At 54.4% G+C, this 18470-nt stretch carries 18 protein-coding genes and 1 tRNA gene; 7 read left to right on the forward strand and 12 right to left on the reverse strand.

All coding sequences use genetic code 11. The annotated features are described in order from the left end of the window. Nucleotides 1-109 precede the first annotated feature (109 nt). From ACTF5G_RS03560 to ACTF5G_RS03580, 5 genes are all read right to left on the reverse strand, one after another. Nucleotides 110-1039, reverse strand: coding sequence for a ribose-phosphate pyrophosphokinase (locus tag ACTF5G_RS03560; protein WP_438951460.1), 930 nt, complete (start codon nt 1037-1039; stop codon nt 110-112). Nucleotides 1040-1110: 71 nt separating this feature from the next. Beyond that, a tRNA-Gln gene (locus tag ACTF5G_RS03565) sits at nt 1111-1186 on the reverse strand. Nucleotides 1187-1188: 2 nt separating this feature from the next. Beyond that, nucleotides 1189-2031 carry a 4-(cytidine 5'-diphospho)-2-C-methyl-D-erythritol kinase gene (gene ispE / locus ACTF5G_RS03570; protein ID WP_438951441.1) on the reverse strand — a complete coding sequence of 281 codons (843 nt, stop codon included), beginning with the start codon at nt 2029-2031 and terminating at the stop codon, nt 1189-1191. Then, the gene (gene lolB, locus ACTF5G_RS03575; protein WP_438951442.1) at nt 2028-2627 is read right to left on the reverse strand and encodes a lipoprotein insertase outer membrane protein LolB; all 600 of its coding nucleotides are present in this window, start codon (nt 2625-2627) and stop codon (nt 2028-2030) included. The genes ispE and lolB overlap by 4 nt, the downstream gene beginning before the upstream one ends. Before the next feature lie 8 nt (nt 2628-2635). Then, on the reverse strand, nt 2636-4393 hold the full coding sequence (locus ACTF5G_RS03580) for a tetratricopeptide repeat protein (RefSeq protein WP_438951443.1): 1758 nt from the start codon (nt 4391-4393) through the stop codon (nt 2636-2638). Nucleotides 4394-4605: 212 nt separating this feature from the next. On the opposite strand from ACTF5G_RS03580, the gene hemA reads away from it, so the two are divergent. From hemA to prmC, 3 genes are read left to right on the forward strand one after another with little or no spacing between them, the layout of a single operon-like run. After that, nucleotides 4606-5871, forward strand: a complete 1266-nt coding sequence (gene hemA / locus ACTF5G_RS03585) for a glutamyl-tRNA reductase (protein WP_438951444.1) — start codon at nt 4606-4608, stop codon at nt 5869-5871. 35 nt (nt 5872-5906) lie between these two features. Further along, the gene (gene prfA, locus ACTF5G_RS03590) at nt 5907-6989 is read left to right on the forward strand and encodes a peptide chain release factor 1 (RefSeq protein WP_438951445.1); all 1083 of its coding nucleotides are present in this window, start codon (nt 5907-5909) and stop codon (nt 6987-6989) included. A gap of 6 nt (nt 6990-6995) precedes the next feature. Then, on the forward strand, nt 6996-7829 hold the full coding sequence (prmC, locus tag ACTF5G_RS03595; RefSeq protein WP_438951461.1) for a peptide chain release factor N(5)-glutamine methyltransferase: 834 nt from the start codon (nt 6996-6998) through the stop codon (nt 7827-7829). A 12-nt stretch (nt 7830-7841) separates the two neighbouring features. On the opposite strand, the gene ACTF5G_RS03600 is transcribed toward prmC, so the two are convergent. The 3 genes from ACTF5G_RS03600 to amrB all read right to left on the reverse strand — a co-directional run bounded on the left by ACTF5G_RS03600 (nt 7842) and on the right by amrB (nt 9753). Beyond that, nucleotides 7842-8327, reverse strand: a complete 486-nt coding sequence (locus ACTF5G_RS03600) for a flavin reductase family protein (RefSeq protein WP_438951446.1) — start codon at nt 8325-8327, stop codon at nt 7842-7844. 69 nt (nt 8328-8396) lie between these two features. Further along, nucleotides 8397-8966 carry an AmmeMemoRadiSam system protein A gene (amrA, locus tag ACTF5G_RS03605; protein WP_438951447.1) on the reverse strand — a complete coding sequence of 190 codons (570 nt, stop codon included), beginning with the start codon at nt 8964-8966 and terminating at the stop codon, nt 8397-8399. Beyond that, nucleotides 8953-9753 carry an AmmeMemoRadiSam system protein B gene (amrB, locus tag ACTF5G_RS03610; RefSeq protein WP_438951448.1) on the reverse strand — a complete coding sequence of 267 codons (801 nt, stop codon included), beginning with the start codon at nt 9751-9753 and terminating at the stop codon, nt 8953-8955. Before amrB ends, amrA begins: the two co-directional genes overlap by 14 nt. Before the next feature lie 79 nt (nt 9754-9832). Between amrB and amrS the strand changes: the two genes are divergently transcribed. Both amrS and rhlB read left to right on the forward strand, forming a co-directional pair. Further along, nucleotides 9833-10927 (forward strand): AmmeMemoRadiSam system radical SAM enzyme, encoded by a 1095-nt coding sequence (gene amrS / locus ACTF5G_RS03615; RefSeq protein ID WP_438951449.1) that lies wholly within the window; start codon nt 9833-9835, stop codon nt 10925-10927. Between the two features lie 140 nt (nt 10928-11067). Further along, nucleotides 11068-12360, forward strand: coding sequence for an ATP-dependent RNA helicase RhlB (gene rhlB / locus ACTF5G_RS03620; RefSeq protein WP_438951450.1), 1293 nt, complete (start codon nt 11068-11070; stop codon nt 12358-12360). On the opposite strand, the gene cysZ is transcribed toward rhlB, so the two are convergent. Continuing rightward, complete coding sequence (cysZ, locus tag ACTF5G_RS03625; protein WP_438951451.1) at nt 12351-13139, reverse strand: sulfate transporter CysZ; 789 nt, start codon at nt 13137-13139, stop codon at nt 12351-12353. The genes rhlB and cysZ overlap by 10 nt on opposite strands. A 107-nt stretch (nt 13140-13246) precedes the next feature. Here cysZ and ACTF5G_RS03630 point away from each other — a divergent pair, with 107 nt between their 5' ends. Continuing rightward, nucleotides 13247-13990, forward strand: a complete 744-nt coding sequence (locus tag ACTF5G_RS03630) for a DUF748 domain-containing protein (protein ID WP_438951452.1) — start codon at nt 13247-13249, stop codon at nt 13988-13990. Nucleotides 13991-14222: 232 nt separating this feature from the next. Continuing rightward, nucleotides 14223-15572, forward strand: a complete 1350-nt coding sequence (locus tag ACTF5G_RS03635; RefSeq protein ID WP_438951453.1) for a DEAD/DEAH box helicase — start codon at nt 14223-14225, stop codon at nt 15570-15572. A gap of 50 nt (nt 15573-15622) precedes the next feature. Here the strand turns inward: ACTF5G_RS03635 and ACTF5G_RS03640 are convergent, their stop codons facing one another. From ACTF5G_RS03640 to ACTF5G_RS03650, 3 genes are all read right to left on the reverse strand, one after another. Continuing rightward, the gene (locus ACTF5G_RS03640; RefSeq protein ID WP_438951454.1) at nt 15623-16801 is read right to left on the reverse strand and encodes a serine hydrolase domain-containing protein; all 1179 of its coding nucleotides are present in this window, start codon (nt 16799-16801) and stop codon (nt 15623-15625) included. Nucleotides 16802-17054: 253 nt separating this feature from the next. Continuing rightward, nucleotides 17055-18173 carry a sigma-54 interaction domain-containing protein gene (locus ACTF5G_RS03645; RefSeq protein ID WP_438951455.1) on the reverse strand — a complete coding sequence of 373 codons (1119 nt, stop codon included), beginning with the start codon at nt 18171-18173 and terminating at the stop codon, nt 17055-17057. 42 nt (nt 18174-18215) lie between these two features. Continuing rightward, the coding region (locus ACTF5G_RS03650; RefSeq protein ID WP_438951456.1) for a PAS domain S-box protein at nt 18216-18470 on the reverse strand (255 nt) is incomplete at its 5' end.

Consider the following 18470-nt stretch of genomic DNA (forward strand, 5'->3'; position numbering starts at 1 on the left):
CTCCTGTTGTAACCCCTGCTGATCCGCGACCAGAATCGAGGCCGGGGGTACCAAAAATCCCTTGCGGGAGTTAAAAAGCCCAAATGGGCAGTTGGTTATCCTGTGCCTGTCAGTCGAACATGGCACTGATGGATTCTTCGTTGCTGACCCGGCGCATGGCTTCTGCCAGCATTTGTCCGAGGCTCAGCGACCGGATTTGCGGACAGTTTCTCGCCGCCTCGGTCAGTGGAATGCTGTTGGTGACCACCAGGGTGTCCAGTGCAGAGCTTTCAATATTGTCGATGGCTTTGCCGGAAAGCACCGGGTGCGTGCAGTAGGCAACCACTTTTTTCGCGCCGTGTTCCTTGAGTGCATCGGCGGCCTTGCAAAGTGTGCCCGCCGTATCGACGATATCGTCGATCAGCAGGCAGGTGCGATCTTCGACTTCGCCAATAATGTTCATGACCTGGGCCTGATTGGCTTCCGGGCGGCGCTTGTCAATGATGGCCAGGTCGGTGTTGAGCTGTTTTGCCATCGCTCTGGCCCGAACGACACCGCCAATATCCGGTGAAACCACCGTCAGGTTTTCGTAGTTCTGTCTCTCTACATCGGTCAGTAGTACGGGCAAGCCATAGACATTGTCCACCGCGCAATCAAAAAACCCCTGGATTTGCTCGGCGTGGAGATCCACCGTCATGACGCGGTCAACTCCGGCGTTGGTCAGCATGTCTGCTACCACCTTGGCGCTGATCGGCACCCGTATCGAACGAACCCGGCGGTCCTGGCGTGCGTAGCCAAAGTAGGGCACAACGGCTGTGATGCGGGTGGCCGAGGCGCGTCGCAGCGCGTCAATGATGAGTACCAGCTCCATGAGATTTTTATGGGTGGGTGCGCAGGTGGGCTGGACGACGAAGACATCGCGACCGCGCACATTTTCCCTGATCTCGATATTGATTTCGCCATCCGAAAACTGAGACACCAGTGCTTTGCCCGTATTCAAGCCGAGGTGACGGGTAATTTCGTTTGTCAGCTCCGGGTTGGCATTCCCGGAGAAAACCATCAAGTTAGGCACGGCTTTTTCCTGATCAGTATCGAAATGTCTCCGGGGCCTGAAGGAATCCAGAGAAATAATGGCTGGGGTGGGAGGACTCGAACCTCCGAATGACGGGATCAAAACCCGTTGCCTTAGCCACTTGGCGACACCCCAATTTAGTATTTAGACGGTAGCTGCTGAAGTAACGGGGATTGGTTGACCCCCCTAGCAACAAAGCCCTGCCATTGATGTGGCAGTTGTTCCAGTACTGACTCTGCAGCGGTGCCTGAGTCAAAGCAGCCGAACAAGCAGGCGCCGGTTCCCGTCAATCGGGCTTCGGTAAATTGAGCCAGCCATAAGCGGGCCGCTTTTACCTGGGGATAGAGCGATTCCACCACTGCCTGGCAATCGTTTCTACCACCCCGCTCGAGAAAGGCGCGTATTTTGATCGGATGCGTGTTCCTTGTCAAACCCTGATGGGCGAATATTTTTGCTGTTGAAACATGGGCATCCGGCACGATAACCAGGTACCAGGCGGGTGGCAATTCGATGGCCGTGAGTTGTTCACCAATGCCCTCGGCCCAGGCGCTTTGGCCAAAAATAAACAGGGGGATATCCGCACCCAGCTTTCCTCCCATGGTCGTCAGTTGCTGTTTGGATAGGGCCGTCTTCCACAGGGCGTTGAGTCCCATCAGCGTGGTGGCCGCATTACTGCTGCCACCACCGAGCCCGCCGCCCATTGGCAGTCGCTTCTGCAAACGGATATTGGCTCCCAGTTGACAGCCGGTCTGTGCCTGCAGGCAGCGTGCTGCCCGGTAAACCAGGTTCTCTGTCGCGGGGATACCGGTTTGATCATCGGTGAGACAAATCCTGCCGCTGTCGTTAAGTTCAAAATCCAGCAGGTCGCTGTAATCGAGCAGTTGAAAGAGGGTTTGCAGGTTGTGATAACCGTCCTCGCGCCGACCGGTAATATGAAGAAACAGGTTCAATTTGGCCGGAGCAGGCAGTGATAGTCTCAAGGCGCAGTATCCTCGGGATACCAGCGCTTGATGACGAGGGTAAAGTTGAACTCCCCGCTGTTGCCCTTGATCCGGGTGGGCAGAACCCACTGGTCAACCTGTTCATAACCGGTAAACGCCAGCTGCCAGCCGGATTGCTGTAGTGCTGCCAGGGTCCCCTCTGCGTTGTGTGTCCGTAGCGCTGTTGGCTCGTGGGGTGAAGGGATACCACGAACCCAGAATTGTAGCTGGTCCACGGGCCACTGCCAGCCGAAAAGTTGTACCGTCAGTGCTGCCGGGGATGCGGCCGTCAGCGTGTCCTCGCCGGACTGTTGCAGTTCTGCGTGGTTGTCGTCACCGACGATGCGCGTTGCCCCACTGCCGAAAGGTCCATGCAGTTGTACATCGAAGGTGGTGCCGGATTGCTGCCAGTTTACCCAGGCGCTGCCACCATCGCGGCTGTCCCGGTAGCCGAGCTTGCCCTCCAGTAACCAGTGGTCAAGTTGCGGCAGGTGTTGGGTGTGTTCTTGCCAGTTTGCAACTGTGGCCGGTGGCTGTGGGGTTTGCCCGGCACAGCCGCCAAGAAGCATTATTAGCAATAGGAGTCGCAGGTGCATGATTGACCCTAGTCCGCCTTCAGGCGTTCTATGGTTTCCAGGACGATCGTATTGTCCGGATCTTTGTCGAGGATTGTTTGCCAGACAGTGCGAGCCTCTTCCCGATCGCCAGTGACCCATAGAACCTCTCCCAGATGAGCAGCAATTTCCGGGTCCGGCAATTTTTTCAACGCCTTGCGCAGATGAACCAGTGCCTCCTCGTGATTCCCCATCTGGTAGAGAACCCAGCCAAGGCTGTCGGTGGTGGCTGGATCGCCGGGGTTTAGCTCCAGAGCGCGGTTGATCAGCTGATAGGCCTCTTCATAGCGATCGGTATTCACGGTCAGTGTGTAGCCGAGCGCATTCAGTGCGGTGGCGTTGTCGGCATCCCTGGCAAGAATGGCCCGGAGATCCCTTTCCGAGCTGGCAAAGTCACTTTGCTGTTCACTCAACATTGAGCGGTTGTAGAGCAAGGTAATGTTGTCAGGGTGCTCATCGATGGCTTCATTCATCAGGCTGCGGGCATCATCCAGCATATCCTGGTCGGCAAGCAGTTCAGCCTCTATCTGAAACAGGGGCGCCGAGTGTTGGGGATGGTTCAGTCGCAATTCATGCAAGTAGAGCCGGGCGCTGTTCAGCTCGTCATACTTTGCGATAAATGCGCTGAGCCGGACTGCCGCCGGGAGAAACTTTGTGCCATTGCGTACCTGGCCATAATGGAACAGTACCGCATTGATGTCCTCTGCCTCTTCTGCGATTCTCCCCAGCTCGAAATGGGCAGCCGCAGCGGTTCCCGGGTGACGGGTGAGGTCAGTGAATAAGTGACGTGCTTCCTCGGTCTTGTTCAGGCCGCGGCTTACCATCGCGAGGGTGAATAACAGTTCCGTGTCGCGGGGGTGTTCGTCAGCCAGCAGGCGCAATTGTGCATGGGCCCCTTCCAGATCGTCTTCTGAAAGCAGTCTGGCGTACTGCAGACGCAGCTTCATTCTGTCGGGCAAGATCTTCAGGCTGCTGGCGAGAAACGCGATAGCCTCTTTTTTTCGATCCAGCTGGTGGAGCAGTTGCGCTTTGAACATGAGTGCATTCTCTTGTTCTGGAGCCAACACCAGTAGCCGATCAATGGTATTCAATGCCTGTTGCAGATCCTCTTGCTGGCTGAACAGCATGGCGCTGGCGAGCAGCAGTGTTTGGCTGTCAGGAAATTCCTCGACAAGTGTGGTGTATTCGGCCAGTAACGGTGTTCGTTGTTCGATGCTGAGAGCGCTGGCGGCCACAGCGATGGACATGATTGATTCGTCATCGCCCTTGCGCAGGGAATAAACTGCATGTGTCATGGCCTCGCTGAGTTGACCGCTACGTGCAAGCGAGAGGGCCGCCAAACTGCGTGCATCCAGATTTTGCGGTTCAATTTCGCTCCATAACACGGCCATTTCCAATAGTGCCGATCGATCCTCCGCGTAGGCGGCAATGCTGGTCGCCCTGGCGACAACGGCTGGGTCGCGAGTGACTCTCGCCTGTGTCGTGTATCTGTCCAGCGCAATATCCAGGTGATTGCGCATGCCGGCCAGTTCTCCTACCAGCAAGTCATAAAAGGTCTCCGTGGGGAATTGTCGGTGTGGTGTGTCAGGTTTTTGCCCGGCGGCAACCTGGGGGTGGGTAGCATCGTCTATGGCCTGCTCTGGCGTTGATGCCTGATGCTCGACTTTCTCGGATATCTGGTGGGCGCAACCTGTCAATATCTGGCAAGTCAGCAGCAGGGGCAGTAATAGGTGGCCGGGTGTTTTCATAGGGGCTGGCTTCAGCCTGATACTCTGTAGATTTTGATGAGGGATATACGGGTGTGGTTCAATCCGAGCCGCAACCCGCGATGGTGGCATTGTATCCAATAACTCAGACAATAACGAAAGGGGAATATTGCAGATCGGGTTAAATTCGATACCGCTTGTCTTTGACTGGCCAGAATCGGACAATTGCCGGTCAACTGCCAAGCACTGCTGTAATGACGATTTTTGCCCTCGGGATCAACCACCGTACCGCGTCTCTCGATATCCGGGAGAAAGTGGCCTTTTCCCCTGAGCAGACTGCTGAGGCCATGCAGCAGTTGTGTGACTCTGCCGATATCGATGAAGTCGCCATTCTCTCGACCTGTAACCGGACAGAAATTTATGGCATTGGTGCCGAGCCCGAGCAGGCCCTGGGCTGGCTGGCAGATTATCACCGCATTTCTTTGCCGGAACTGTATCCCTGCCATTATCTGTATCGGGACAATGACGCCGTCCGGCATATCATGAAAGTAGCCTGTGGGCTCGATTCCATGGTGTTGGGCGAGCCCCAGATTCTCGGCCAGATGAAATCCTGTTATGCCGTGGCCAGGGAAGCCGGTAAAGTTTCAGCCCAGCTCAATCAGTTATTTCAACAGGCCTTTGCTGTCGCCAAGCGGGTTCGCACAGAAACCGCTATCGGCCAGAATCCCGTCTCCGTTGCCTACGCGGCTGTCAGTCTGTCGCAGCAAATATTTTCCGATCTTCGTGAGGTGCGGGCGTTGCTGATTGGTGCCGGTGAAACGATAGAGCTGGTGGCCCGGCATCTCAGGGAAAAAGGGGTGAAGGGTATAATGGTCGCTAACCGAACCCTCAGTCGTGCGCAGGATCTGGCGTGTCAGTTTGGCGCACAGGCCATTTTGCTGTCGGAAATACCCGAATTTTTGCCCAGAGCCGATATGGTGATTTCCTCCACCGCCAGTCAGTTGCCGATTCTGGGGAAGGGTGCCGTAGAGTCGGCGTTGAAACAGCGCAAGCACAAACCCGTCTTCATGGTGGATATCGCAGTGCCGAGGGACATTGAGCCGGAGGTTGCGAAACTTCAGGATGTCTATCTCTATACGGTCGATGATCTGCAGGCGGTAATCGAGGAGAACATTCGCTCCCGACAGAGTGCTGCCAGCAAGGCAGAGCAGATTATCGAAGAAGGGGTGAGTGCCTGGCAAAGCCAGCTGTGGGGGCTGGACGTGGTGGAAACCATTCGTGCTTTTCGCAGCGGTGCCGAGCAGGTGCGTGATCAGGAGCTGGATAAAGCTCTCGCGTTGTTGCGTGCAGGGCAGGCTCCAGAGCAAGTGTTAAAAGCGTTGGCGCGCAATATTACCAACAAATTGATGCATGTCCCCACCACGCGGTTGAAGCAGGCCGGCGAAGCGGGTCGCACAGAGCAGCTTAGTCTGGCCCATGACCTGTTCGGTCTCAGAAAACCCGACTCTGAACCCAAATAATACGATCCGTATAACTCTCTACTTAACGAGTATCAATGAAACAGTCCATTCTGGAAAAACTGCAACACCTGGCGGACCGCTACGAAGAGGTGGGTGCACTATTGAGCGACCCCGAAGTGATTGGCCAGCAAACGCGCTTCCGTGAATTGTCCCGCGAATATGCCGAGCTGGAGCCAGTGGTAAAAAGCTATCGAGACTATCATCGCGTGCAGGACAATATTGATGAGGCGCGATTATTGCTCAAGGATGCCGATGCGGATATGCGTGATATGGCTGAAGAGGAGCTTATCGAAAATCAAAGCCGGCTTTCAGGGCTCGAGATTGAGCTGCAGACCCTCTTGTTGCCGAAAGACCCCAATGATGAGCGCAATGTGTTCCTCGAGATAAGGGCTGGAACAGGGGGTGACGAGGCGGCGATTTTTTCCGGGGACCTGTTTCGGATGTACAGCAAATATGCGGAAAGCCAACGCTGGAAAGTGGAAATCATCAGTGAAAGCCTCGGTGAACACGGTGGTTATAAAGAAATTATCAGTCGTATCGTCGGGCAGGGGGCTTATTCCCGGCTGAAATTTGAATCCGGTGCCCACCGCGTGCAACGGGTTCCCGAAACAGAGTCCCAGGGGCGGATTCACACCTCTGCCTGTACCGTGGCAATCATGGCGGAAGCCGATGAACTGGAAGAGGTCAACATCAATAAAAGTGACCTCCGGGTTGATACGTTCCGTGCATCGGGTGCCGGCGGTCAACACGTCAATAAAACCGATTCCGCCATCCGCATTACTCACCTGCCCTCCGGGCTGGTAGTTGAGTGTCAGGATGAGCGCTCCCAACACAAGAATCGGGCAAGGGCGATGTCATTGTTGGCGGCCCGGCTGAAAAGTGCTCAGGATGAAGTGGCTGCAAAAAATATTGCCGACGAGCGGCGTCTGCTGGTAGGCAGTGGCGATCGTTCCGAGCGAATCCGTACCTATAACTTTCCCCAGGGGCGGGTCACGGATCACCGCATTAATCTGACGCTCTACAAGTTGGGAGAGGTTCTCGAAGGCCACCTGGATGAAGTGGTGGAGCCGCTGATTCATGAACACCAGGCGGGGCAATTGGCCGCCCTGTCGGGCTGATCTGTGGTGCCCGACATCGCCAGTCTGCTGACGCGCAGCCACGAGCTGTCCGGCATCAGTGAGACCCCCCGGCTGGATACCGAATTGCTGCTTTGTCATGTGCTCGGAAAGCCGAGAGCTTACCTTTATACCTGGCCAGAATACCGATTGCTGCCCTCTGAGGTGGCCGGCTTTGAGGCACTGTTTACGCGCCGGGTACGAGGTGAACCGATAGCCTATCTCACTGGCTGGCGGGAGTTCTGGTCGCTGTTGTTACGAGTCTCCCCTGCCACTCTGATTCCCCGGCCAGAGACTGAATTATTGGTGACATTGGCGCTGGCATTGCCTCTGGGTGACACCGCCTCGGTGGCAGATCTGGGCACGGGCACGGGTGCGTTAGCGCTGGCGCTGGCCAGCGAACGGCCGCTCTGGCAGATATCGGCGGTGGATGCTTTCCCCGATGCTTTGGCGCTGGCGGAGTGTAATTGCCGGGAGCTGGGCTATGGCAATGTTCGGGTTTTCCGTAGCGACTGGTTTTCAGCCCTTGCCGGCTCCCGTTTTGATCTGGTGGTGAGCAATCCACCCTATATTGATGCAGCTGATACGCATTTGCGGCAGGGCGATGTTCGTTTTGAGCCAGCTTCTGCATTGGTGGCCCCTGACGATGGATTTGGTGATCTGACGGTGATTATCGAAAGGGCTGGTGAGCATCTTAATCCTGGCGGCTGGCTATTGCTTGAGCACGGCTGGCAGCAGGGTGGCATGGTGCGTCAATTGATGAGCCAGGCCGGTTTTCTGACGGTGGCAACACATCTCGATTTGGCAGGGCGAGAGCGCGTTACCGCCGGGCGTATGGCATAACCTGCTTCCGGGTTACTCGATAGTTTTAAGCTGCCGGTACTGGCCGCCGTGGAAAATCAGCGGGTCCATTTCAGTATTGCTGAATTCGAGTACCCGGCCCACCAGAATGACATGATCGCCACCGGGATAGCGATGTTCGATTTGGCATTGAAAATGACAGGGGCAGTCATCCAGCAGCGGTAGTCCATGTAGCCCCGAGTGCCACCGAACATTGGCAAATTTGTTGTCATCGGTACCGGCAAATAATTGTGACAGGTTGGACTGACCACTGTGCAGGATGTTAACAGCGAAATAGTCCTGTTCCTGAAACAGTCCAAATAACCGCGATTCACTGCCCACACACCAGGAAACCAGCGCCGGTTCAAGCGACACGGAGGAGAAACTGTTGGCGGTCATGCCTCTGGCATTGCCATCTGCATCCCGTGTGGTTATCACCGTGATACCGGTGGCAAAGTTACCCATGGCGCTGCGCATGTTACGGGTCTGGTCTTTGGTCATGGTGGCTGCCTCTGGGCCTGGATACTGAGCTGCGGCAAGGGTACTCCAAGTGTTGTCAGTTAAAAACCGTTATTCCCGAAAACACACGGCTTGATAGCGCCATGCCTTGAGTTTTTCCGCGGGTAGTTCCGGCTCCAGGCCAGCCTTGCGCTTGAGGTGATCGAGAAATTGCCGCTTGTCGGGGAGTGTGGTCCAGACACTGGGCAAAAACGTTGCACGCAGAGCGCCGGATTCCAGGGTAAGCCCGTCGATGCCGGGCTGAAGCTGTGACAGTAGTTCATCCTCGCTGGAAAACAGCATTGGCGTGGCGTGGCTGAGAACAGCTATTTCAATGGAAGTTAGTGGTTCCTCCTGCAGGGATAGCGGAGGGAAACGGGGGTCATCCAATGCTGCAGAGGCGGCATGGTGTACAACATCCATTACCAGCGGTCGAGAGGGCTCTGTCGAGCCGATGCATCCGCGCAATATCTGCTTGATTTTCAGTGTGACAAAACTGCAAGCCGGTTGCTGCAAGGTGTGACTGAAGGCGGTCTCATCAATTTGCAGGTCCCGGTCAAACAGCAGTCTGACACGAATGCTTTCCCTGGCGAGTGTCAACAATATCTGCTGATCGTCCTCGCTGATCTCAATAAATGACATAGGCGCCGTATCCTACTACGCGATCTCGATCTCCGGCGATATCACCGGAGTTTCTGACATCCAATGTTTTCAGTTTCAGGTGTGCTTCCTCCACCCGTTTCAGCAGTCCATTAACCGCCCGGTTACCACAGGCCTGTTCACCGGTTAGATGGCTGTCAAATCCCTCAATCATTGAAGACGTGAATTTATCCAGCCGTTGCGCCTCATGGTAGGAATGATAGTGACTCAGGTCTGTGCTGATTACAATCAGGGTCTCCCGGTTGCCCCACACGCGCCTTAATACATCGGTAACTCGTTCTCCGGGTGTATTGCCGACAACCAGTGGCAGCAGCATGAATTCATGCAGGACACGCTGTAAAAAGGGCAGCTGAATTTCAATGCTGTGTTCAAACTGGTGGGCGTCGTCATCCAGTGTTATCAGGGATTGCCTGGCCAGCATGTCAATGCTTTGACGATCTACCGGTACATTGCCGAGTGGTGTCTGAAAGGCAGTCGCTGAGGGTGCAGCCAAACCCTGCAGGGGAATGCGGTGGCAGGGGCCAATTAATATCACCCGGGAAATTTCCCGGCTCACCGGCGATAAGCAGCGGTAGGCTGTGGCGGCAATTGGTCCTGAATAGGGGTAGCCAGCATGGGGAACAATCAGTGCCTTCGGTCTGAAGCCCTCGGCTGACAGTAAAGTGTTGCAGGTTGCTTCTGCCAACAGCTGATCTACCTGATGCTGCAATACAACAGGATCTGCCGGGTAAAATGTGCCTGCTACAGCAGCTGTTCTGGTTCTGGTCATGATAGCCGTAAACGTCTGGAGTTGTTCTATAACTATAGTGTGCTTTTATGATTGTTTTGAAAGCAGGTGAACTTCATTTATGGCGACGAACAATCAATTGTCACCGGCAACATACCCGGCTCGCTATTGGCATGCGCTTGCCGATGGGCGATTGCAGTGTGATGTCTGCCCGCGCGAATGCAGGTTGCATGAAGGGCAGCGCGGGCTCTGTTATGTCCGGGGCCGGGAAGGCGATGAGATTGTCCTCTACAGCTATGGTCGGTCGAGTGGTTTTTGTGTAGATCCTATCGAAAAAAAACCGCTTAACCATTTTTTGCCGGGCAGTTCGGTGCTGTCCTTTGGTACCGCAGGTTGCAATCTCGCCTGTAAATTCTGCCAGAACTGGGATATGAGTAAATCCCGCGAGATGGATACCCTGGCAGATTCGGCAATGCCGGTGAGACTGGCAGAGACTGCTTTGGAACTGGGTTGCCGCAGCATCGCCTTTACCTATAATGACCCGGTCATTTTTCTGGAATATGCCGTGGATGTCGCCAAGGCCTGCCGGGAAGTGGGGGTAAAAACTGTGGCCGTCAGTGCCGGCTATATTCAGGATGCCCCGCGCCGTGAGTTTTTTCAGTATATGGATGCAGCCAATATTGATTTGAAAGGTTTTACCGAGGTCTTTTACCGGAAGGTCTGTGGTGGCGAGCTTCAGAACATTCTGGAGACACTCCAGTATGTGGCTCACGAGACAGATGTTTGGCTGGAGCTGACGACCCTGTTGGTCCCCGGGGAAAACGATTCCGATGAAGAGCTCGATGCTATGACCCGTTGGGTGATGAGCGAGCTGGGGCCGGATGTGCCGATGCACTTCACGGCGTTTCACCCCGACTGGAAAATGCGCGATACGCCGGCCACCCCACCGGAAACCCTGAGTCGCGCACGGCAAATTGCCTTGGGCAATGGTATTCACTTTGCCTACACGGGTAATGTCCACGATCCGAGTGGTGGCAGTACATTCTGTCCAAATTGTCATGAGGTTGTGATTGAAAGAGACTGGTATCAGTTGGGTTTTTGGGGCATCACGGCGGAGGGTCGATGTCATGTCTGTGATGCGCCATTGCCGGGTGTGTTTGAATCGGTGCCGGGCAATTGGGGGCCTAGACGTGTGCCGGTAAAATTGTTGCGATAGATTTTCTGAGAAACAGGCAGGGCGGATATAACCGCAATCGCTGTTTTCTGTGGTTCCGAATGCAGTACTTTTATCCCGTGCTATAATTTTGCTGTTTTCAAGACCGGGCTAATCCGGACATTCCCTTCCGTTGGCATATTATGACTGAACAAACCACGCCCCAATCTCCCGAGACACAACCCAAACGACCTGCCCGCCGCAGTAAAGCGCCCGACAAACCCAGAGAAAGTTTATGGACCCTGTCGGACTTTCAGGTGCCCGAAGAGGAGGGAAAACTGCGATTCCACGATCTGGATCTACCAGAATCGTTGATGCACGGTATTGCTGACCTTGGTTTTCGATACTGCTCGCCGATTCAGGCTCGCTCACTTCCGTTTACTCTCAGGGCCCATGATGTGGTTGGTAAAGCCCAGACCGGTACCGGAAAAACGGCTGCCTTCCTGGTCACGATTATTACAGAATTGCTGAATCACACCATCGATGATGAGCGTTTTGCGGGTGAGGCCCGCTCGCTGATTATCGCGCCCACCCGCGAGCTGGTCATGCAAATCGCTCAGGATGCCAAGGATCTCTGTAAATACACGGACCTGCATGTGCACACCCTGGTGGGCGGTATGGACTATGACAAACAAAAGCGCCATTTGCTTGAGAGTGTTTGCGACATTCTTGTGGCCACGCCGGGCCGCTTGCTGGACTTTGCTGGCAGTCGTGATGTCTACCTGGACAGGGTTGAAGTATTGGTGCTCGATGAAGCTGACCGCATGCTGGATATGGGGTTTATTCCCCAGGTGCGACGTATTGTCAGGCTCACACCTCCCCGTGAAAATCGTCAGACGCTGTTTTTTTCTGCCACGTTTACCCCGGAGGTAGTCAACCTTGCCGAACAGTGGACCGTGAGTCCGGTGAGCATTGAAATTGAGCCGGAGAGTGTGGCCACTGACAGTGTTGACCAGAAAGTCTTTATTGTTTCGGCAAAAGAAAAATTCCGCTTGCTGGATGGCATCATGCAGCAGGAAGCGGTGGAAAGTGTGATTGTCTTTGCCAACCGCCGTGATCAATGTCGGCGATTACAGGAGAAGCTGAAAGGAAAGGGTTTCAGCGTGGGCTTGTTGTCGGGTGACGTTCCCCAGGCAAAGCGGGTCAAGACTCTGGATGACTTTAAGTCAGGTAAGCTCAAGGTGCTGGTTGCTACTGACGTGGCAGGCCGCGGTATCCATATCGACGGGGTCAGTCACGTTATCAATTTTACCCTGCCCGAAGAGCCTGAGGACTATGTACACCGGATCGGTCGCACCGGTCGTGCTGGCAAATTCGGCACCTCCATCAGTTTCGCCTGTGAGGACGATGCCTTTTTGCTGGAACCTATCCAGAAGTTGCTGGGTAGAGAGCTGCACTGTGAACAGCCTGGCCCGGAATTGCTCGGTCACGTTTGAGGACGATGGTTATTGCTGCGCTTCAGTGATGGCCTGTCTTCGGCCAGATGGTCGAACCAGAAACAGGTGGCACCGACCACTGAAGCGGGCATGACGAAAAGGTTCAGCAGTGGCACGGTGGTGGCAATCAGCACGGTGCCACCAAAGCTCAGTGATTGCAGGCGCTGTTTTTTCAATGCGCCACGCAGCTCGGCAAATGACTGTCGATGGTTGTCTGCCGGATAGTCCAGATATTGCAAAGCCAAAGACCATCCTCCCCACAGAAATGCAATCGCCGGTCCCACCAGATTCAATACCGGGATAAATGACAGAGCCAGTGTCAGCGCCAGGACGCCGAGGATTCTCGGCAAAAAATACCCCAGTTTGATCAATTCCCGTTTCATGGCGCTACCGGCCAGTGCCAGTAGATGCCTTGCTGAAATTGGTGTTTCCTGAATATTGTTGGTGAGCACCTGTTCTGTCCGTTCCGAAAGCGGCCCATAGAATGGTGAGGCCAGTAAATTTCCGAGAATGGCAAACGTGTAGCCGTAGACCAGCAGTAAAAAGCCGCCAAAGAGCACCCAGAAGATCCACCTGATAAAGTCCAGCCAGGTTGGAATCATACTTGTCAGCCAGCCAAGTAGCTGACCAAACTGGTCAACTGCCAACCAGGTAAGGCCAATAAACAAAAAAGCATTGATCAGTAAGGGCCACAATACCAGCCAGCGCAGTTGTCGGTGATGGAGTAGTCGCATTCCCAAAAGCAGGTATGCCGGGCCGATTCTGGTGGTTTTTGTCATAACAGATTCCAGGTTTTTGGCATTCGATCGGATTGTTGTACACTTTCATTTTATGTGAATGAATAAATATGGACTTCCTGCCCAAGGGAGCCGGGGGGAGAGTGATTATGAAAACACTGTTAAAGATTGTAGCCGGTCTGGTGGTCGTGTTGGTCCTTTTACTGGTGATCGGGATATTTAATCTTGATCGTGGCATCAAGGCGGCTGTAGAAACCGTGGGCCCAAGATTGACTCAATCGGATGTCACGCTGGCAGATGTAGACCTTTCCCTGAAAACTGGTGAGGGTAGTTTACGGGGTCTGGTGGTGGCTAACCCCGCTGGCTTCAGCGATGCCAATGCATTCTCCCTTGGGGAAATATTTCTCTCGGTCGAACCGGGGTCCGTGACCACCGATACCATTGTTATCAATAGTCTTCGTATTGTTGCCCCTGAAATTACTTACGAGTCGGGTAAAGGCGGTACCAACCTCAGTCAGCTACAGAAAAATATCAGTGAGGCGGCTGGCGAGGATACGCCAGCTTCTGCTGCCGATGACTCCAGTGAAGGCGCGGCCAAAAAACTCATCATCCGCGATCTGAAAATTACCGGTGCAAAAATGAGCTATGTGAATCCGTTGTTGAACGCGAAGCCCATTGAGTTGACCTTGCCGGACATTCAGTTGACCGGCATTGGCGAGAAATCCAATGGTGCCAGCGCTGCCGAAGTGGTCAGACAGGTTATGGTGGCGATCAACAAAAATGCTGCCAATGCGGCAGCCAATTCTGGTGCACTTAAAGAGGCAGGAGATCAAATCAAGAAGCAGGTAGAGGACAAATTGGGTGGCTTCAAGGGGTTGCTTGACAAAAACTGAGCCGCTGGCGGTTTGGCCACAAATAAAAACGGTCATATAAAATAAGTTGTTCGACTTGTCCTGGGGGTGTTGTTATAGTGCCCCCGCATGGTATCCATCGGTCGGTACCTGTAGTGTCCTCGGTACTTTCCTTTCGGTTTTTCCCTGACACCCCCCTTAATCAATTGTTGCCAGCCTAAGACCGTTACTGTGCTCAATGCATCGCTAGGCCGGTTCCGGAGTTAAAATTTATATGTCATTTAATGACCTCGGCCTGTCGGCCGAATTGCTTCGTGCTGTGTCCGATCAGGGTTACAGAATACCTACCCCCATTCAGGCCAAAGCCATTCCCATTATTCTCCAGGGCCGCGATGTCCTGGCAGGCGCTCAAACCGGCACTGGAAAAACGGCCGGTTTTACCCTGCCATTATTGCATCGCCTCAGCGGCAAAAAGCCTGCTGACAATTGCCGCCCGGTTCGTGCCTTGGTATTAACCCCCACCCGTGAATTGGCTGCACAGGTGGCTGAGAGTGTCGTCACTTACGGCAAGCACCTACCGCTGAAATCCGGTGTGATTTTTGGTGGCGTCAATATCAATCCACAGATTTCAATGTTGCGCAGAGGCGTGGATATTCTGATCGCCACACCGGGTCGGTTACTGGACCATGTAAATCAGCGTACCCTCGATCTGTCCCAGGTGGAAATCCTGGTATTGGACGAAGCGGATCGCATGCTGGACATGGGTTTTATCCATGACATCCGCAAGGTTTTGGCCCTGCTGCCAAAGCGACGTCAGAATCTGTTGTTTTCCGCAACCTTTTCCGATGAGATTAAACGCCTGGCTGACGGTTTGCTCGATGCGCCCGTGCTGATCGAGGTAGCTCGTCGCAATACGGCGTCTGAACAGGTGGCCCAAACCGTTCATCTGGTGGACAAGGGTCGCAAACGCGAGCTGTTGTCCTATCTGATTGGTGGCGGCAACTGGCAGCAAGTGCTGGTCTTTACCCGAACCAAGCACGGTGCCAACCGGCTTGCCGATCAGTTGACAGAAGATGGCTTGCGGGCTGCTGCGATTCACGGCAACAAAAGTCAGGGTGCCCGGACGAAAGCCCTGGCGGATTTCAAAAAGGGCTCGGTCCGGGTACTGGTGGCGACGGATATTGCCGCCCGTGGGCTGGATATTGATCAGCTGCCGCACGTGGTGAATTTCGAATTGCCCAATGTGCCCGAGGATTATGTGCACCGTATCGGGCGCACCGGTCGTGCCGGCAATGAGGGCGAAGCGATTTCACTGGTCTGTGTGGACGAGCACAAGTTGCTGCGCGACATAGAGCGGGTGCTGAAACGCGAGGTTCCCCGGGGAAATATCAAAGGCTTTGAGCCGGATCTCTCCATTCGACCCGAGCCTATCCAGAATGGTCGCCGTAGCGGGAGTGGTGGCCGTCCCGGCGCCACAACAGGCGCACGTCGACCGGGCAAACCCCAGCATGCCCGCAGCACTGGCAATCGCAATGGTGGCAATGCCGCAGGCGATCGTCGCAGATCCACTGGGGCAAAACCGACCCAGGGTGCGCCGCGGCCAAGACGCGTTGCCTCACGCTAAGCAATCAGATCAAGTTGAAGCCGCGCCCGGTAAAATCGGGCGCGGCTTTTTTATTCCAGGTGCCGATAAACACAGGATTCGAAGTCAACAAAACCGGGATAGGAGGAAATATCTTTAAAAGGCAATATTTGTGAAGCCCACATGCCACCGATGCCATTTTTCCGGTCAATCCAGTAGAACAGGTTCGCCAGTCCCGCCCACATTATCTGCCCGGCAGGTCGGCCAGAGGGGGTTGGCTCATCGTTGATCTGGAACGTATAACCCCAGGACTTTTTCAGCCCGGGAAAGAACTCGCCACTGTTGGAAAGCGCCGGCATCGAGGTTGCCCAGCCGCCACTTTGTAATCCAGCTAGCCCATTTCTGGACATTTTTTCTACGGTTTCTTTCTTCAGTACACGCCCTTCTGGCCCGTCGCCGTCATTCAGTATCATCCGGATAAATTTCATGTAATCCGGTACCGTGCCATATAGTCCATGCCCGCCCATATCCATCTCGGGTGGCTGAGGAAGCACCAGGTCCCAGGGGGCCAGCTGACCGTCTTCGGCGCGGGTATGCAAGCTGGCCAGTCGTGATTGCATGGCGGGGGTCAGGGTGAAGGCGCTGTCCGTCATCCCCAGTGGCTGAAAAATTCGTTCTTTCATGACTTCGCCCAGGCGTTTTCCTCGCACCGCCTCAACAATCTTACCCACCCAGTCGAGGTTGACCCCGTACATCCAGCGCTCTCCGGGATCGTGCAGCAGCACGGACTTGATGCCATCAAACGTGCTGGATACCACCGATGCAGTTTCCCTTGCAGTGCGGAAGGCCAGGTCATCGTGGCTGAAGAACTCGTAACCAAAGCCGGCGGTATGCAGCATCAGTTGATTGATGGTGATATCGGATTTCGGGGCCCTCAGCCTCGGTTGACCGTTGCTATCAAAACCATCGAGTACCTGAATCTCGGCGATGTCGGGCACATATTCTTTGGCGCGATCCTCGAGACTGACCAGTCCCTCTTCGATGAGCTGCATCAGAGTGGTGCCGGTCAGGGCTTTGGTGCAGGAAAAAATGGCAAACACGGAATCGGTGGCTATGGGCTCTGTTTTGCCCATCTCTCTCACCCCGGCAGTCCCTTCATAGACATTGGCCCCCTTGTCCGTGACCATGGCCACAATGCCGGGTGCACCACCGGACTCCGCGACCGTATTCGTCAATACGCTGTCCGCCGCTTCTTTCAATCGATTATTCATTATGGTTCCTTCTCTCATTGCTCTGGTGCAGCTATTGTTATGCGCGGTGTGCATTGGTTGCGGGTGATTTTTATTCTTGAGGCATTTGATGGGCTGCCTCTGGCAATTTGTTCTACTTGATAATCTCAGGCGTTCCTATGGTTATTGATTTTGCTGTGCTATTCAAGCAAGCGCAGAAAATACCCGTACAGTGTTAGTGCAGGGCGGGCAATATCCTGACAGCTTATCGGGCACCAAACCGGTGTTACTACCGTTAGTTGGAGTTCTGCTTAAAGCGTCTGGTATCAATCTGATGTTTCCTGATCCTCGACGCCAGCGTGGTGGGCTTTATACCCAGCAGCTGGGCTGCGCCGCCATGGCCAGACACTTTGCCATGACATTTTTCAAGTGCAATCAGAAGGTTGCGGCGTTCCTGTTGCTTGAGGTCGGAGACAGTCAGGACCCCGTTACCCTGTTCCTTGTCAGCTATGGGGACATTTTGTTGATCTCTGGCCAACAGATCACTGAACCTCAGGGTTGGCCCCTGGGCGAGTATGACCTGGCGTTCGATCACATTTTCAAGCTCCCGGATATTTCCCGGCCAGTGGTAGCCCTTCAGCTTTTCCAGCTCGCTGAGTGAAATTTTCAGATCCTGCTTGTTGGTTCTGGTACAACTTTTTTTCAAAAAATGCTGGGTCAGCAAAGGGACATCCTCTCTCCTGTCACGCAGTGGTACTGATTCAATCGGGAAAACATTGAGGCGAAAATAAAGGTCTTCGCGAAATTGGCCCCGTTGCACCTGTTCTTTGAGATTGCGATTGGTGGCGGTGATGATTCGAACGTCCACGTGGCGTGTTTTCGATTCGCCCACCCGCTCAAACTGCTGTTCCTGTAAAACCCGCAACAGCTTGCCCTGGAGGTGCAGGGGTATTTCACCGACTTCGTCGAGGAACAGTGTGCCACCGTTGGCCAGTTCAAAGCGACCGGGTCGATCGTTGGTGGCGCCGGTGAAAGCGCCTCTGGTATGGCCGAAGAATTCACTCTCGAACAGATCCGCCGGAATGGCTGCGCAGTTGACCCGGATCAGTGAGCGATTGGAGCGGCGGCTCATTTCGTGGATAGCTCTGGCAATCAGTTCCTTGCCGGTGCCTGACTCACCACTGATGAGGACCGTGGAGTCTGTGGGCGCGACCAGTTGAATTTTTTGCAGGATATGCTGTACAGCAGCGCTTTTTCCAATGATCTGGTGGTGATTGAATTCGGAATTGATTTCTTCCTGCAGGTAGGCATTCTCCAGTTCCAGCTGATTTTTCAGCTGTTCCACTTCCGCCAGTGCTTCCAGTAGCCGTTTGCGGTCGGTTTTTTTCTGGGAAATATCGCGAAAAATTACCACTGCGCCGACAATAAAAACGTTGTCCCGAACCGGTGTACTGGTCTACTCCACATCGATGGGCTTGCCGGATTTGGTCCAGAACGTCTCGTCTTCTACCCGGTGAACGGTGCCATCTCGAAAAGCCTCGAAGATAGGGCACTCCTGCATATTGAAATGCGAATGATCCGCATGGGAGTGATGCACCATGTTGTGCATATTCCTGCCGGCCAGCTCTTCTGCGCGGTAGCCGAGAATACGCTCTGCAGCGGGATTGACGAAGGTGGTAATGCCGTTGGCTTCCACGCCGTAGATGCCGTC

This window comes from Porticoccus sp. (genome assembly GCF_965660005.1).
Taxonomy (GTDB): Bacteria; Pseudomonadota; Gammaproteobacteria; order Pseudomonadales; family Porticoccaceae; genus Porticoccus.